The following is a 13872-nucleotide window of genomic DNA, read 5'->3' on the forward strand; positions in this document are numbered from 1 at the left end:
CAGGTGCTGGACTGGCTGGCGGCCAATCCGGTTGATGTGCTGTGCCTGCAGGAACTCAAACTCAGCGATGACAAGTTTCCCCTGAAGGAGTTGGAGGCTGCAGGCTACCAGAGCGCGGTGTTTGGCCAGAAAACCTATAACGGGGTCGCCATTTTGAGCCGCACGTCGGCACGCAACGTCGTGAAAAACATCGTGGGCTTCACCGATGAGCAATCACGGGTAATCGCCGCAACGCTTGACCTGCCAGGCGGCGAGCTGGCGGGTGGTGAAGTGCGCGTGGTCAACGGCTATTTCGTCAACGGCCAGGCGCCGGGTAGCGAGAAGTTTGCGTACAAGATGAAATGGCTGAACGGCTTGCGCGACTGGCTGCGTGAAGAACTCCTGGCGCACCCGAATCTGGTGCTGCTGGGCGACTTCAATATCACGGCCGACGACCGCGACAGCTACGACCCGGTGGCCTTACGCGAAACCATCCACCACACGAGCGAAGAACGCCAGCACTTTCAGGCGCTGCTCGATCTGGGTCTGAGCGATGCCTTCCGCCTGTTTGAACAGCCCGAAAAAAGCTACTCCTGGTGGGACTACCGGGAGTTAGCCTTCCGGCGCAACCGCGGGCTGCGCATTGACCACATCCTGGTCAGCGACGCGCTCAAGCCCCTGGTCACAGCCTGCACCATTGACAAGGCCCCGCGCAAAAACGAGCGGCCCAGCGACCACGTACCGGTGCTGCTGACGCTCGGGTAACCCACGGACCGCTTCGGCTCTAGGCCAGTACGCTGTCGGCGCTGACGTAGGGGAGGCCCAGCGCGCGCGCAACCGCCGCATAGGTGACCTGCCCCTGGCAGACATTCAGTCCGTTGCGCAGGTGCACGTTGTCACGCAGCGCGGCCTGCCAGCCCTTGTCAGCCAACGCCAAGGCGTGGCCGATGGTGGCATTGTTCAGGGCAAAAGTGGACGTGCGCGCCACGGCACCGGGCATGTTGGCCACGCAATAGTGCACCACGCCATCCACCAGGTAAGTCGGGTCGGCATGGGTGGTGGCGTGCGAGGTCTCGAAGCAGCCCCCTTGGTCGATCGCCACGTCCACCACCACGGCACCTTTTTTCATGCGGGAGACATGCGAGCGCGTCACCAGCTTGGGGGCTGCGGCACCTGGCACCAGCACACCGCCGACCACCAGATCAGCATCCAGCACGGCTTCCTCGATGCTCGCGGACGTCGAGTAGAGCGTGCTGATACGGTTGCCAAACACCAGGTCAAGCTGGCGCAGGCGGTCCACGTTCTTGTCAAGCACCGTCACGCGCGCACCCAGCCCGACGGCCATTTGCAGCGCGTTGGTTCCGACCACGCCCGCACCGATGATGGCCACGTGCGCGGGGGCAACACCGGGTACGCCACCGATCAGCAGACCACGCCCGCCATGCTCCTTCTCCAGATAGGTCGCGCCAGCCTGAATCGCCATGCGCCCAGCCACCTCACTCATAGGGGCCAACAGCGGCAGACCGCCGCCCGGGCCGGTGATGGTTTCGTAGGCGATGCACACCGCACCGGACTTGACCAGCGCCGCCGTCTGCTCCGGATCGGGTGCCAGGTGCAGGTAGGTGTAGAGGACTTGCCCTGGCCGCAGCATGGCGCATTCCACAGGCTGCGGCTCCTTGACCTTGACGATCATCTCGGCGCGCTCGAACACCGCCTGCGCCGTGTCGACGAGTTCGGCACCGGCGGCCTGGTACAGCGCATCATCGAGCCCTATGGCACTGCCGGCCTCGCGCTGCACCAGTACCTGATGACCGTGCGCCACCAGCTCGCGCACACTGGCTGGCGTCAGGCCGACGCGGTATTCGTTGTTCTTGATTTCTTTGGGGGCTCCGATACGCATGACGCTCTCCAGTGATTGATGGGATGGTGAGTGATTGTGCGCAATTGCCGTGATTAAAGTAGTTTTATTAATAACTTTTAATAACAATTAACGAAACTGATTTTCGTGCCGACGCTGAAGCAGCGCCAGGAGGACGGCGCGACACCCCCTGGCCTGGGCCTGCCACATCGACAAAACCCGGCGCAAAAGCGAACGCCCCAGCGACCAAGCGCGCCGCCTTGTGAAACTCGCTACGCTATAAAACTAATAGCTTCTTTCGCCCGTGCTACTTTGGCTACAGGCATTATTTACTCAAGGTTTAGCTCCTGGATCTTGCGCGTGATGGTGTTGCGCCCGATACCCAGCTTTTGAGCCGCCTCGATGCGGCGGCCGCGCGTATTGAGCAGCGCGGTCTGGATCAGCTTGGCTTCAAAGCGGCGCGTCAGCACGTCCCACACGTCACTGCGGCCAGCGGCCAGTAGGGCCGAGGCCTCGGCTTCCAGTCCGCTTTCCCAGTTCTGCCAGTTTTGCCCGTTTTGCTCAAGGCCGGCCATAGCCGGTTGCTGCGCCGCCGGTGCAGAAGATTCAGGCTGGTGCGTGCCGGGCACCATTTCGGGTACCTCAACCCACTCCGGCTTCACTGCCTCAGTTTTTTCTACTGGCGCCAAGGTCTTGCTCAACCCCGGCGTAGCGCCCAGCACTTCAGGCGGCAGGTCTTTGGGTTCAATCACCTGAGCCGGGGCCATCACAGTGAGCCAGTGGCAGATGTTCTCCAGCTGGCGCACATTGCCGGGAAAGCTGAAGTTACTTAACTGCTGCAGCGCCGCATCCGAAATGCGCTTGGGCTCCACGCCCAGTTGCTTGGCACTTTGCTGCAGGAAATGCCGCGTCAGCATGAACACATCTTCGCGCCGCTCACGCAATGCGGGCAGGCGCAGGCGAATCACGTTGAGGCGGTGAAACAGGTCTTCGCGAAAACCGCCGTCCTTGACGCGCTGCTCCAGATCCTGGTGCGTGGCGGCAATCACCCGTACATTGGCTTTGACGGCAGTGTGGCCGCCCACTCGGTAAAAGTGGCCGTCGCTGAGCACTCTGAGCAAGCGGGTCTGCAGGTCGAAAGGCATGTCGCCGATTTCATCGAGAAACAGCGTACCGCCATCGGCCTGCTCAAAGCGGCCGCGCCGCATGGTCTGCGCGCCGGTAAAGGCGCCGCGCTCATGGCCAAAGAGCTCGCTTTCCAGCAAGTCTTTCGGAATGGCGGCGGTGTTGATGGCAATAAAGGGCCCATTGGCGCGCGGCGAGTGCTTGTGCAGCGCGCGCGCCACCAGCTCTTTGCCGGAACCCGATTCGCCGGTGATCATCACGGTCACCATGCTCTGGCTCAGGCGGCCAATGGCACGAAACACGTCCTGCATCGCAGGTGCCTGGCCCAGCATTTCCGGGGCGGCGGCCATACGCTCTTCAGCCACTTCCTCACGCTGGCTTTCTTCGACCGCACGGCGAATCAGCTCAACCGCCTTGGGCAGGTCAAACGGTTTGGGCAGATATTCGAACGCGCCGCCCTGAAAGGCGGACACAGCGCTGTCAAGATCAGAAAATGCCGTCATGATGATGACCGGCAGGCCTGGGAGCTTTACATGAACTTTTTCGAGCAGTTCCAGGCCCGAACCGCCGGGCATGCGGATGTCGCTGACGAGAATTTGCGGCCCGTCGTCTTCGGTGGCATTTTCCAGCGCTGCCAGTACTTCACGGGGGCTGGTAAAACTGCGCGTGGGGAGACCCTCACGGAGCAGGGCCTTTTCCAGAACGAACCGGATGGACTGGTCATCGTCAACGATCCAAATCGGTTTCATGTTGTGCAGTTCCTTTTTGTGCATTCGGTGCCGTTCGCGCTAATCGCGCTATCTATCAAACCATCGATGAACACACACTTCAAGGCAGCGGTATCAGAATCTTGAAGTCTGTAAAGCCCGGCCTACTCTCGCACTCAATCAAACCGTGGTGTTGCTGAACAAAAGTTTGCGCCAATGTCAGCCCCAACCCCGAACCGCCCTCACGCCCCGACACCAGGGGATAGAAAATCCGGTCTTTGATGGAGTCCGGCACGCCCGGTCCATTGTCAATCACATGCAATTCCAGTGCCAAGCGGTAGCGCTGCTTGCCAAAAGTGACTTGTCGGGCGATTCGTGTCTTGAAAGTGATCTGGGCATCGCCTGCCACCATGCGCTCTGCCAGCGCCTGGGCCGCGTTGTGGACGATGTTCAGCACCGCCTGGATCAGTTGCTCGCGGTCCCCACGGAATTCGGGAATCGAAATGTCATAGTCCCGCATCACCCACAGCCCCTTGGGGAACTCCGCCAAAATCAGCGAACGCACACGTTCACACACCTCGTGGATATTCACATCGCCCACCAAATGTGGACGGCGGTGCGGGGCCAGCAAGCGGTCTACCAGGGTTTGCAGGCGGTCAGCTTCGTGGATGATGACCTGCGTGTACTCGGTCAGGTCCTTGTCAATTTCCATCTGCAACAACTGCGCTGCGCCGCGAATGCCGCCCAGGGGGTTTTTTATTTCGTGCGCCAGATTGCGGATCAGCTCCTTGTTGGCCTGTGCCTGGTCCATCAAGCGTTCTTCGCGGTCCTGTTTGGCCTGCTGCTCCAGCGGCAGCAACTCCACAATCGCTTCGCCCGGCGTATCGGTTTGCGCCACCACCACGTGCACGGGCAGGGGCTCGTGGTTCAACCTCCTGAGCCAGGCGTCGTAGCGCAGGGCTGCAAACTCATTGCTACCGGCACCCGCCAGCGCGTTTTGCAGAATCAGGGGCTCGGTGAAACACTCGGGAAGCTGCGAGCCTTCGATGGTGCGCCGGGAGATGCCCAGCGCGTCTTCAAGCGCAGCATTGGCAAACACGACGGTGCCGTCAGTTCGCACGACAGCCACCAGCGTGGCCAGCAGGTCAAACGATTGAAAGCGTGAGACCCCGGAAACCGGGGAGGAAGAGGCTAAAACGGCGGAGAAATAGGGCTTGTTCAAGCCATCCATTTTGGCTTAGAAGCATGGGGAATGGCGCTTAATTCGCGGCCGGAAGGCGGGAAATCTCGCGTTTGATGCCGGCAATGTCGCTCTGGTTGCGGGCGATGCTGTCCTTGAGCTCGGCCACGCGGTCGAGGTAACGCTGGTAGTTGCGCCCTTCGATGCCCTGCTTTTCGGGCTGGCCGTTGTTGTATTCTTTTTGCTGCTCGGCCAATTTGGCTTCGGCCTTCTTCAGCTCTGATTCGAGAATGCCGCGCGAGTCGCTGTCGCGGGCGCGCTGCTCAGTGCTGCCATCAGTGCGTGGTCCGCCTGAAGCAGCCACTGCGGCAACCCGTACCGGCGCTTTAGCCACGGCAGTACCCTGCACCACCGTAACATTGCCACCCGCAAGCAGCTTGCAGTTACGACTCTGGGCGTCCTTGGCATTGTTGATGTATTCGGGCGAACCACCGCCTACGGCGACGCAACGGTAAATCTGCTGTGCCCATGCAGCATTCCCCGCACTGATCAGCAGCAAGGACAAGAGGGACGACAAAAAGGTGTGTTTCATAAGGAGTTCCCTGTGCCTGTGAAGGTTGGGATGATCCATGAGTATGCGGCAAAGCGGCAAAAATACAAAGACAGCAAACCCATAACCTGTATGGCCAAAAAAAAGGACGGCAATGCCGTCCTTTTTTGACCACAAACTGTAAGGAGCAGTAAATGATCGGGAGCGTACAGCCCCAATTACAGGGAGTAGTACATCTCGAACTCGATGGGGTGCGTCGCCTGACGCAGACGCGTCACTTCACCCATCTTCAGCTCAATGTAGGCGTCCAGCATGCTGTCGGTGAACACGCCGCCCTTGGTCAGGAAACCACGGCCCACATCCAGTGCGTCCAACGCCTGGTCAAGGCTGTGGCACACGGTCGGCACTTTTGCATCTTCTTCGGGGGGCAGATGGTACAGGTCCTTGGTGGCTGCTTCGCCAGGATGGATCTTGTTTTCCACGCCATCGAGACCGGCCATCATCAGGGCCGCGAAACCGAGGTAGGGGTTCATCAGTGGATCGGGGAAACGCGCTTCAATGCGGCGGCCCTTGGGGTTGGCCACATAAGGAATGCGGATGGAGGCCGAGCGATTTTTGGCCGAGTAAGCCAGCTTGACCGGTGCTTCGTAGCCAGGCACCAGGCGCTTGTAGCTGTTGGTGCCGGGGTTGGTGATGGCGTTCAGGGCACGGGCGTGCTTGATGATGCCGCCGACGTAGTACAGCGCGAAATCGGACAGGCCTGCATAGCCGTCGCCGGCAAACAGGTTTTTGCCGTCTTTCCAGATGGACTGGTGAACGTGCATGCCGGAGCCGTTGTCGCCAACGATGGGCTTGGGCATGAAGGTGGCGGTTTTGCCGTAAGCATTGGCCACGTTCTGCACCACGTACTTCATGACCTGCGTCCAGTCGGCGCGCTCTACCAGCGTGCTGAACTTGGTGCCGATCTCGTTCTGGCCAGCGCCCGCCACTTCGTGGTGGAACACTTCGACAGGAATGCCCAGTGATTCGAGGATCAGGGACATTTCAGCACGCATGTCCTGCGTGCTGTCAACCGGAGGCACGGGAAAGTAGCCGCCCTTGACGGTGGGACGGTGGCCGCGATTGCCGCCTTCGAGCTTTTTGCCCGAATTCCAGGGCGCTTCGTACTCTTCGATTTTGAAGAAAGTGCCCGACATGTCGGTGTTCCAGCGCACGTCGTCAAAGATGAAGAACTCAGGCTCTGGCCCGAAGAAAGCGGTGTCGCCCAGGCCGGAAGCCTTGAGGTAGGCTTCAGCGCGCTTGGCGATGGAGCGTGGATCGCGGTCATAAGACTTGCCGTCGCTCGGCTCCACCACGTCGCAGCTCATGAACAGCGTCGTTTCTTCAAAGAAAGGATCAATGTTGGCGGTATTGGCGTCAGGCATCAACTGCATGTCGGAAGCTTCAATGCCCTTCCAGCCAGCAACTGATGAGCCGTCAAACGCGTGGCCCGAAATGAACTTGTCTTCGTTGAAGTGCGACACAGGCACGGTCACGTGCTGCTCTTTGCCCCGGGTGTCAGTAAAACGGAAGTCAACAAACTTGACCTCGTTTTCCTTGACCATTTTCATGACGTCTGCGACGGTCTTTGCCATCAGAATCTCCTGTGCTGGATGGGTGGTTGAAAAAATTGTATTCGGGCCTGCTGAATGCACTTTTTGTGCCAAAGCCGATGGCTGTTCAGTTTTCCCTCAAACCTTGGATTGTGCCGTTATCTGCGGGACTCTTCAGGGTTTCGCGCATGTAAAAGTCAAAAAAAGTGCCATTGGCATGCACCATAAAGGTGAAAAATAACAATGCACTTTTATGGTGCAAAAACTACCGCACCAATTCAGGACCTAACTTCAGATCAAACCGGTGCAGGCCCGCCAGCAAAGCCGGATAGGCCTGGTTAACGGCATCGGGCGCGCCTTTCACGCCCAGTTCGATATGCCGCCCATATTCGGGGTGATCCACACTGGGCAGGCTGAACACTTTGACGCCGGTATGCGCCGCTTCAATATCGATCATCAGCGGTGTCAGCATGGCCTCCATGGAACCCAGCACGATCACCGACTTTTCGGTATAGGCCGACTTTTGATGCAGCTGGGCATAGCGGTTGTCCAGCACCCACTCGATCATCGGCCAGGCCATGACCGGAAAGCCCGGCACAAAGTGCACCGCGCCCTCTCCCGATTTACAGCTAAAGCCAGGAATCTTGTTGTATGGATTGGGAATAATCCGGGCGCCCACCGGAAACACACCCATGTTCAGTCGGTGGACGTTGTCGTGGCGGTCAGGCTCGTAAACCACGCCCTGCTCTTTCGCCACATCCTGCATGCGTTCCTGGATGAGCGTCCTGGCTTCTGGATGCAGCGCCAGTTCAACGCCCAGGGCATTTGCCGCGCATTGCCGGGTGTGGTCGTCGGGTGTGGCGCCAATACCGCCGCACGAAAACACCACATCGCCCGTTTCGCGCGCCGCAGCAAAGGCACGCGCCAGCGTGGCGGTGATGCGGGCCGGATCGTCACCAACATAATCGGCATACGCCAGTTGCAGGCCGCGCGCGCCCAGCAGTTCAATGACCTTGGGCAGGTGTTTGTCGGCGCGTTTGCCAGAGAGAATTTCATCGCCGATGATGACGAGTCCGAAGTGTGTGGTCATACAGGGAGAGCCTTGAAGTTATGACTGGGAGTCGGGCTGGCCGCCCAGTGAACCGAAGCGCGGCGCCGAGCCCGGAGAGGCTTCAGGTGCCAGTTCTTCCGCTATGGATTTAATAGCTTCCTGCGCAAGCGGGTCGGGGGAAAGCGCATTGTTTCGTTTGCGAAGCTGCTCCAGGGCCGCCAGCGTATAGTGGGCAAACCAGAGCGACGAAAAGGCAAACACCAGGGTGTAAATCCAGATGGCCACCGGCACCAGAATCGGAGCCATGGCCACAAACATGGCGCCCGAAGCCCAGATCAGGCTGGGTGCGGCACCGAGATAACCGCTGAGCACCCCGATGCCTAGCAGCGCCGCCCGGTTCTCCTTGAAAATCTGGCGCCGCTCTTCGCTGCTTGCATGCTCCACCAGCGAGTCGTACGACATGACGCGGTAGGTGAGCCAGCCCCAGATCAGGGGCGGCAGGATCAATATCAGCGGTGGAATCAGCCACAACGGAATCGACACCAGAAGCGCAATAACGGCGAGCGCGGTAGAGCCGAGTGACCAGAACAGGCTGGCCAGCATGGAGCCGCCTTTTTTGCGCTCCAGCTGCGGAAAGCGCCGCTCAGCCACCAGGGCCACCATGGCCGGCGTCATGAACACCGCCACAAACAGCAGCGCGCTGATCACGATCACGGGAATGGCCAGAAAAAGCAGCAACGCAGGCGCGAGGACCAGGCGAAGGCCGCTCAGCCCGAGCCGTTCCAGCCATCGGACCATGGTGTTGACCAACTCGTAGCTGTCAAGATTGCTGCGCACCAGCGTGAGCGCGCTTTCCCAGAAAAAGTAGCCCAAGCCGAGCGAGAGCACCCCCATGATCACAACCGGAAGAACGGACAAGGCAATGACGCGGGGATGCAGGCAGTACATCGCCGCCCGCCAAAAGGAATCAAGAAGCTTGCTCATGATAAGGAGGATAACGCGATTGGCCAGCCGGGGTGTGGCCAAGGCAGCTCCAACTGCGAATGGCACCCAATGAGCCGATCTTTCCGTCCTTTACGAGCGTGTGATGAATTTGCTTGTATGGTGTTGCGCGCTTGCTGGCGCAAATAAAAATTATGAATTTTTGGTCGGGGCGAGGCGCAAAGCACAGCTAATACCTCCGGTATCGCGCGGATTTGCAATGACGGTATGTACGAAAAGACACATTTTTATGAGCCAGATAACGAGCAACACCACGCTAACTTTCCACGGCACCCGGCTCAAAGTGCGGCAGATTGTGGGGCCGACCGCCTTGGCCCCATTGTTTTTTGCACGAAGGGCTGGGCTCGGTCAGCCTTTTCCGCTTGAATTTTTGACAAAACCCCGATGCAGGTGACTGGAGACGACAGTCCGCCTTAGTCTGTTCGGGCTGAGCAGCCTGTCCTCAAGTTCTACCGGGTTGATGTCACGCTTGAATTAGGGCGTGGCCGCAATGCCGGCCAGATCCTGCGCCGTCAGCCATCGCCACTCCCCGGGTTTCAGATCCGCCGGCAGCGGCAGTGCGCCAATGCGTGAGCGGTGCAGGCCTTCCACCCGGTTGCCCACTGCGGCAATCATGCGCTTGACCTGGTGGTATTTTCCCTCTGTCAGCGTCAGGCTCAGTTGCAGGTCGCCGGTCTTTTCGCAGGCAGCCGCCCGAACCGGCTTGGGATCATCGTCCAGCACCACGCCGGCCAGCAATTTCTGAATCTGTTTGTCATCCACAGCGTGTTTGACCGTTACGTCATAGACTTTGGGCACATGGTGTTTGGGCGAACTCATGCGGTGAATGAACTTGCCGTCGTCCGATAGCAGCAGCAAGCCGGTCGTATCCTGGTCGAGCCGCCCCACCGCCTGCACCCCCGCCGCCGCACCACCGCCGCGCTGGCGAATCGGTGGGGGCAGCAGCGTGTAAATGCTGGGGTAGGTACTGGGCTTTTGCGAGCACTCGTAACTTGCGGGCTTGTGCAGCATCAAATATGCTTTTTCATGGTATTCCCAGGCTACGCCTTGCACTATGAAGCGCAAGCCATCCGCTACAAATTCCATAGCTGGCTCCGCACATGGGACGCCAGCTACAGCCACAAAACCCTGTTGAATCAGCCCCGCACAGATACGCCGCGTGCCAAAGCCCTGGGAGAAAAGAATTTCCTGCAATTGCATACTTGCCATGCCGCCATTGTCGCCGATGGGGCCTACGCGGGCAGACGGGCAGCTATCGCTTCACACGGGCGTCAAAAGTACGTTTTGTGTGAACAATTGCCCTTGATTTGCATGCGGCGATGTTGTTACATTAACTAACAGAAATTCATGAGGTGCAGTTCTTGAACCAGATTTCAGTTTGGTTGTTGATAATTGTGACGGCTGTGGCCGGCATGGCTGTCGGCGTCTTGCTGTTTGTGTGGTGGACTCGCCGGGCCGCCCGGAAGCGCCGAATGATGCCCAAACGGTGGCCACTTGACCCGCGCGTGCTGGCTAACACCGACGAGCGCAAGGTGTGGCTCTGGCTTTGCCAGACTTTTTCCGACCACCACGTCATGATCAAACTCCCGGTCACGCGCTTTATGCTGCCGCGCAACAGAAAGCAGGGTCTGCACTGGTACAAGCTGCTTAGCGGCGTGTATTGCACTTTCACCGTCTGCAGGGTCGACGGCCACGTGGTCGGCTGTGTGGATGTTCTGGGCCGCCATGGTCTGCCGCGCAGCAACCGGCAACTCAAGCAATCCTTGCTGTCACAGTTCGGGATAGCATATTGGGTGGTAGAGTCCTCCAAGCTGCCCACGCCGGTCGAAATCCGTACCGAGTTTCTGGGTGAAACGGACTCCACGACACTTGAGCGCGAACGGGAGGATGCGATGATTACCTCAGCGCGTATGAAGCTGAGCGCTTCCCTCGATCGCCAGCGGCAGAGTCGCTACAGCGACCGTGCCCCACTCACCTCCACCGCTGGGCGCACCTCGGACAGTGGCCCCGAAAGCCACCTGCCCGCCGACAGCGAGTTGAGCATCTTTGGCTCCGGCTTGCATCAGGGGAACTCTTTCCTGACTCCGCTCGACAGCCGCGGCGGCGAGCTGCGCTGAGAGGTAGTTGTTGCGGCCACTCAGGAATTGACCAGGTAAACCGGGTTATGCCGATTCAAAATTGACCAGGGATACGATTTTGAAAACACTGGTCACAGCCAAATCGGCGCGGGGGAAACAAGGGAAACAAGGGAAACAAGGGAAACAGGGAAACAGGGAAACAACAAAGTACAGTTTCAACAAAATAAGCGGTTAAATATTTTTTGGCTGTTTCCCTCTGCCAAATTGGTAGGGAAACAAGGGAAACACATTTCAGCCTGAACCCCTCAAACACCTGGCCCGTGATCCCTACCCCTTTCCCATCACTCCCAAGTGCGACACAGGCTGGGGGCTCTGAGGGCATCCAGGTGACCGCCAAGCTCACCGAGGCTCAGCTGGCTCCTAGTGCCCTTGCCCTAATCCGAAGGCTCCTGGCACTTGAACCAAGCTCAACCCTGGCTTCCATCTCGACGTGGGCCGATGAGCACCGCAACGCCACCACGCACGCTGGCACTACGTCAATTTCCTCACCGGGTTTGTTCAGAAGCGGCCATAGCAAAGAGCTGAATTGTCCTGGCGGTATCGTCAGTGAAATAAGTTCGCTGAGTTTTGTGTCCTTCGGCGATTTCTTTCAGAAGGTCCCTGAAATCCCACAGCGACACGCCGCTCTTCTCGGCTTGGATTCGAGCCTCGCTGGTTGACCCCCATATGACGATGACCCGCTCATAGTTCCCGTCAACAAAACCATACTTCGCCAATTCATCCTTGACCTGTGGGAGATTGAATTTCCTCTCGATGAAGTACCCAACCGTCCTACGCTGTCCAGCTTGCTTGACACGAATTTTTAGCTCTTCTGTTGAAAAAGGTTTGTCAGTGAGTTTTGAGTAGGACCCCGAAATTAAAACGCCACATTCAACGTGGTATCGCTTCAACCTGCCACGCTTGGTCGTATCAACAGCGAGAAGGTCAACCTCGTACTGACCCTTGCACCGGATGTTCGGTATGGTGAACCATCGCTTGATGTAACGGCAGTACGACTCGACAATCTTTTCAGTGGTTTCCATTTATCTTGCGCCTTTAGGTGCGTGCTGCTTACTGACGAAAACTATGGTCATGGACGCCGAATTGGGTGTTCTGGATAGTGACACACCTCGCAGCTCCAGTCCACGTTCTGACCAGGCCTAACCCAAGATTGCGTAGCCCTGTCAAAAAGCTAGCTATTCCGATTCAACCCTGTCAGCCATTCCGATGGAAAAACATCGCACTGAAATCGGGAACCCGTGCTGGCTGGCCTTGAGGGTCATTGCTGCTTGCTTGAACCAACTTGAGTGAACGGTAGCAATGCAGTGCTCCTGACGGGCGTTACGTTTTTCTATTTGCTGGTCCCACACTCCGCTCCTTTGACATTTATCAAGCGCTTCATCATCAACTGATTTAGGATTTGAATTGGTGTGGTTCACATTTGATTCAAAATTTGAGAGTGCAAGAATGACATGCTATGCCATTGATTGCGGCTCTGCTATCGGCAATTATCGTTGTTGGCGCCGACAAAAAATTGACCAGCTATGAACTGGTTTTTCTTCAGCGCGACACTTTTTATGGGGTTCAACGTGCTTGATTTCTACAAACCTATGTGGCTCTATGAGAGGCTGCCCTATCTTTACGTTGCAGCAGGTGGAGTAACCATCGCCACCTTGGAGAATGCGATCTCCTTATTCAGTGGTGGCTTGCTGATCATGGCGGGTGTTCACGTTTGGAAAATGAGACGAACCGATCGTCGCAAGATTAAGATTGCTCGTCAGCTGCGAGAATGCCGCCGTTTGAATAGATCGCGTTAACTTTAAGGGTTCATGGCAGTTGACAGCACAGCTGAGCAGAAAGGGTGACCGTACAACACCTTTCTTCGATTCTTCGGTATAAACACGACGTGGTACTTGCAGTCCCATTTCGTGTGGTTTAGGCTTTCTATCTTGTCCATCCAGTTTTTTCCTTTCGTTTGCTTGGCGGCTCACGATTGGAAGTTTCTGCGATGGACACCCATACCGACGCAAATGTCAAACTCCTACTGTCTCCCCGGCATAGCCGGGGGATTACCTATTGGATTCATGGGTCGGTGTGCCTGCTTCCCGGTGCCAGGTGGCGAAGGTGTGCCGCAGGTTATGCCAGCGGAAATCTTCGATCCCGGCCCGTTGTAAAGCGTTGCGCCATGCTTTGGTGTCGACCTGGACAATGGGATTTCTATCGTAGGGTAAAAACGAAGGTCAAATGATCGCCCTGCCGCCGCGTCAGCATATCCATGTGCCGCCTGATTCGACGGCACCGAATGTGCCCTGCTGTTCTTGTGCTGATCTCTAACCCCTGCAGAAGCTTCTTGGACTCCTCTGCCGCCAAGTGCACATCGTTACAGCCGAGAAATAGCTTGAAGTATCCCGCTACGTCCGTGCGCCCTTTCAAGAAGCTGATGTACCGATCACCACCAGCGAGCCATGCCGTCATGACATCCAACAGCAAAGCCCAAGGGCGCTACAGCAAACTCGATTTCATTTACATCGCAAAAGACAACGAATACCTGTGCCCCGCCGAGCGGCGTCTACCCTACCGTAGCTCCATGGTGGAGAACGGTATGAAAATCAACGCCTATTGGACATCAGCCTGCAAAAGTTGTCCGCAAAAGGCGAAGTGCACCACTGGCAAAGAGCGACGGGTTAAGCGGAATGGCACTTACTTTGGCT

General features: G+C 57.8%; 14 protein-coding genes and 3 pseudogenes. 4 read left to right on the plus strand and 13 right to left on the minus strand.

What is annotated here, in order from left to right:
- Window positions 1-744, plus strand: a 744-nt coding sequence (xth, locus tag B3F77_RS00755) for an exodeoxyribonuclease III (protein ID WP_293603111.1), incomplete at its 5' end; no start/stop codon positions are given.
- A 19-nt stretch (window positions 745-763) separates the two neighbouring features.
- Here the strand turns inward: xth and ald are convergent.
- From ald to B3F77_RS00795, 8 genes are all read right to left on the minus strand, one after another.
- Window positions 764-1879 carry an alanine dehydrogenase gene (ald, locus tag B3F77_RS00760; protein WP_293603112.1) on the minus strand — a complete coding sequence of 372 codons (1116 nt, stop codon included), beginning with the start codon at window positions 1877-1879 and terminating at the stop codon, window positions 764-766.
- A gap of 287 nt (window positions 1880-2166) precedes the next feature.
- On the minus strand, window positions 2167-3711 hold the full coding sequence (gene ntrC, locus B3F77_RS00765; protein WP_293603113.1) for a nitrogen regulation protein NR(I): 1545 nt from the start codon (window positions 3709-3711) through the stop codon (window positions 2167-2169).
- Window positions 3712-3790: 79 nt separating this feature from the next.
- Entirely contained in the window at window positions 3791-4900 is a 1110-nt protein-coding gene (gene glnL, locus B3F77_RS00770) for a nitrogen regulation protein NR(II) (RefSeq protein WP_293603114.1), read from the minus strand.
- Window positions 4901-4928: 28 nt separating this feature from the next.
- The gene (locus tag B3F77_RS00775) at window positions 4929-5441 is read right to left on the minus strand and encodes a hypothetical protein (RefSeq protein ID WP_293603115.1); all 513 of its coding nucleotides are present in this window, start codon (window positions 5439-5441) and stop codon (window positions 4929-4931) included.
- 176 nt (window positions 5442-5617) lie between these two features.
- Complete coding sequence (gene glnA, locus B3F77_RS00780; RefSeq protein WP_293603116.1) at window positions 5618-7033, minus strand: type I glutamate--ammonia ligase; 1416 nt, start codon at window positions 7031-7033, stop codon at window positions 5618-5620.
- A gap of 223 nt (window positions 7034-7256) precedes the next feature.
- A complete protein-coding gene (locus tag B3F77_RS00785; protein WP_293603117.1) occupies window positions 7257-8081 on the minus strand; it encodes a competence/damage-inducible protein A in 825 nt (274 codons plus the stop codon).
- Between the two features lie 18 nt (window positions 8082-8099).
- A complete protein-coding gene (locus tag B3F77_RS00790) occupies window positions 8100-9026 on the minus strand; it encodes an EI24 domain-containing protein (protein WP_293603118.1) in 927 nt (308 codons plus the stop codon).
- Window positions 9027-9518: 492 nt separating this feature from the next.
- Window positions 9519-10244, minus strand: coding sequence for a pseudouridine synthase (locus tag B3F77_RS00795; RefSeq protein WP_293603123.1), 726 nt, complete (start codon window positions 10242-10244; stop codon window positions 9519-9521).
- Between the two features lie 272 nt (window positions 10245-10516).
- On the opposite strand from B3F77_RS00795, the gene B3F77_RS00800 reads away from it, so the two are divergent.
- Complete coding sequence (locus B3F77_RS00800) at window positions 10517-11161, plus strand: hypothetical protein (protein ID WP_293603119.1); 645 nt, start codon at window positions 10517-10519, stop codon at window positions 11159-11161.
- 506 nt (window positions 11162-11667) lie between these two features.
- Here B3F77_RS00800 and B3F77_RS00805 read toward each other — a convergent pair.
- Both B3F77_RS00805 and B3F77_RS00810 read right to left on the minus strand, forming a co-directional pair.
- Window positions 11668-12204, minus strand: a complete 537-nt coding sequence (locus B3F77_RS00805) for a hypothetical protein (RefSeq protein WP_293603120.1) — start codon at window positions 12202-12204, stop codon at window positions 11668-11670.
- Window positions 12205-12357: 153 nt separating this feature from the next.
- Window positions 12358-12600 (minus strand): hypothetical protein, encoded by a 243-nt coding sequence (locus tag B3F77_RS00810; RefSeq protein WP_293603121.1) that lies wholly within the window; start codon window positions 12598-12600, stop codon window positions 12358-12360.
- A 105-nt stretch (window positions 12601-12705) separates the two neighbouring features.
- On the opposite strand from B3F77_RS00810, the gene B3F77_RS00815 reads away from it, so the two are divergent.
- Window positions 12706-12978, plus strand: a complete 273-nt coding sequence (locus B3F77_RS00815; protein ID WP_293603122.1) for a hypothetical protein — start codon at window positions 12706-12708, stop codon at window positions 12976-12978.
- 47 nt (window positions 12979-13025) lie between these two features.
- Here the strand turns inward: B3F77_RS00815 and B3F77_RS00820 are convergent.
- From B3F77_RS00820 to B3F77_RS20845, 3 genes and pseudogenes are all read right to left on the minus strand, one after another.
- Window positions 13026-13118 (minus strand): annotated as a pseudogene (locus B3F77_RS00820) (transposase); the annotation flags it as partial.
- A gap of 127 nt (window positions 13119-13245) precedes the next feature.
- A pseudogene (locus B3F77_RS20840) lies at window positions 13246-13359 on the minus strand (site-specific integrase); the annotation flags it as partial.
- Window positions 13360-13378: 19 nt separating this feature from the next.
- On the minus strand, window positions 13379-13636 hold the full coding sequence (locus tag B3F77_RS20845) for a nucleoid-associated protein (protein ID WP_414702931.1): 258 nt from the start codon (window positions 13634-13636) through the stop codon (window positions 13379-13381).
- Here B3F77_RS20845 and B3F77_RS00830 point away from each other — a divergent pair.
- Window positions 13635-13872, plus strand: a pseudogene (locus tag B3F77_RS00830) (IS5/IS1182 family transposase); the annotation flags it as partial. The gene B3F77_RS20845 and the pseudogene B3F77_RS00830 sit on opposite strands and share 2 nt — an antisense overlap.

Source organism: Polaromonas sp. UBA4122 (assembly GCA_002381615.1).
Taxonomy (GTDB): domain Bacteria; phylum Pseudomonadota; class Gammaproteobacteria; order Burkholderiales; family Burkholderiaceae_C; genus Polaromonas.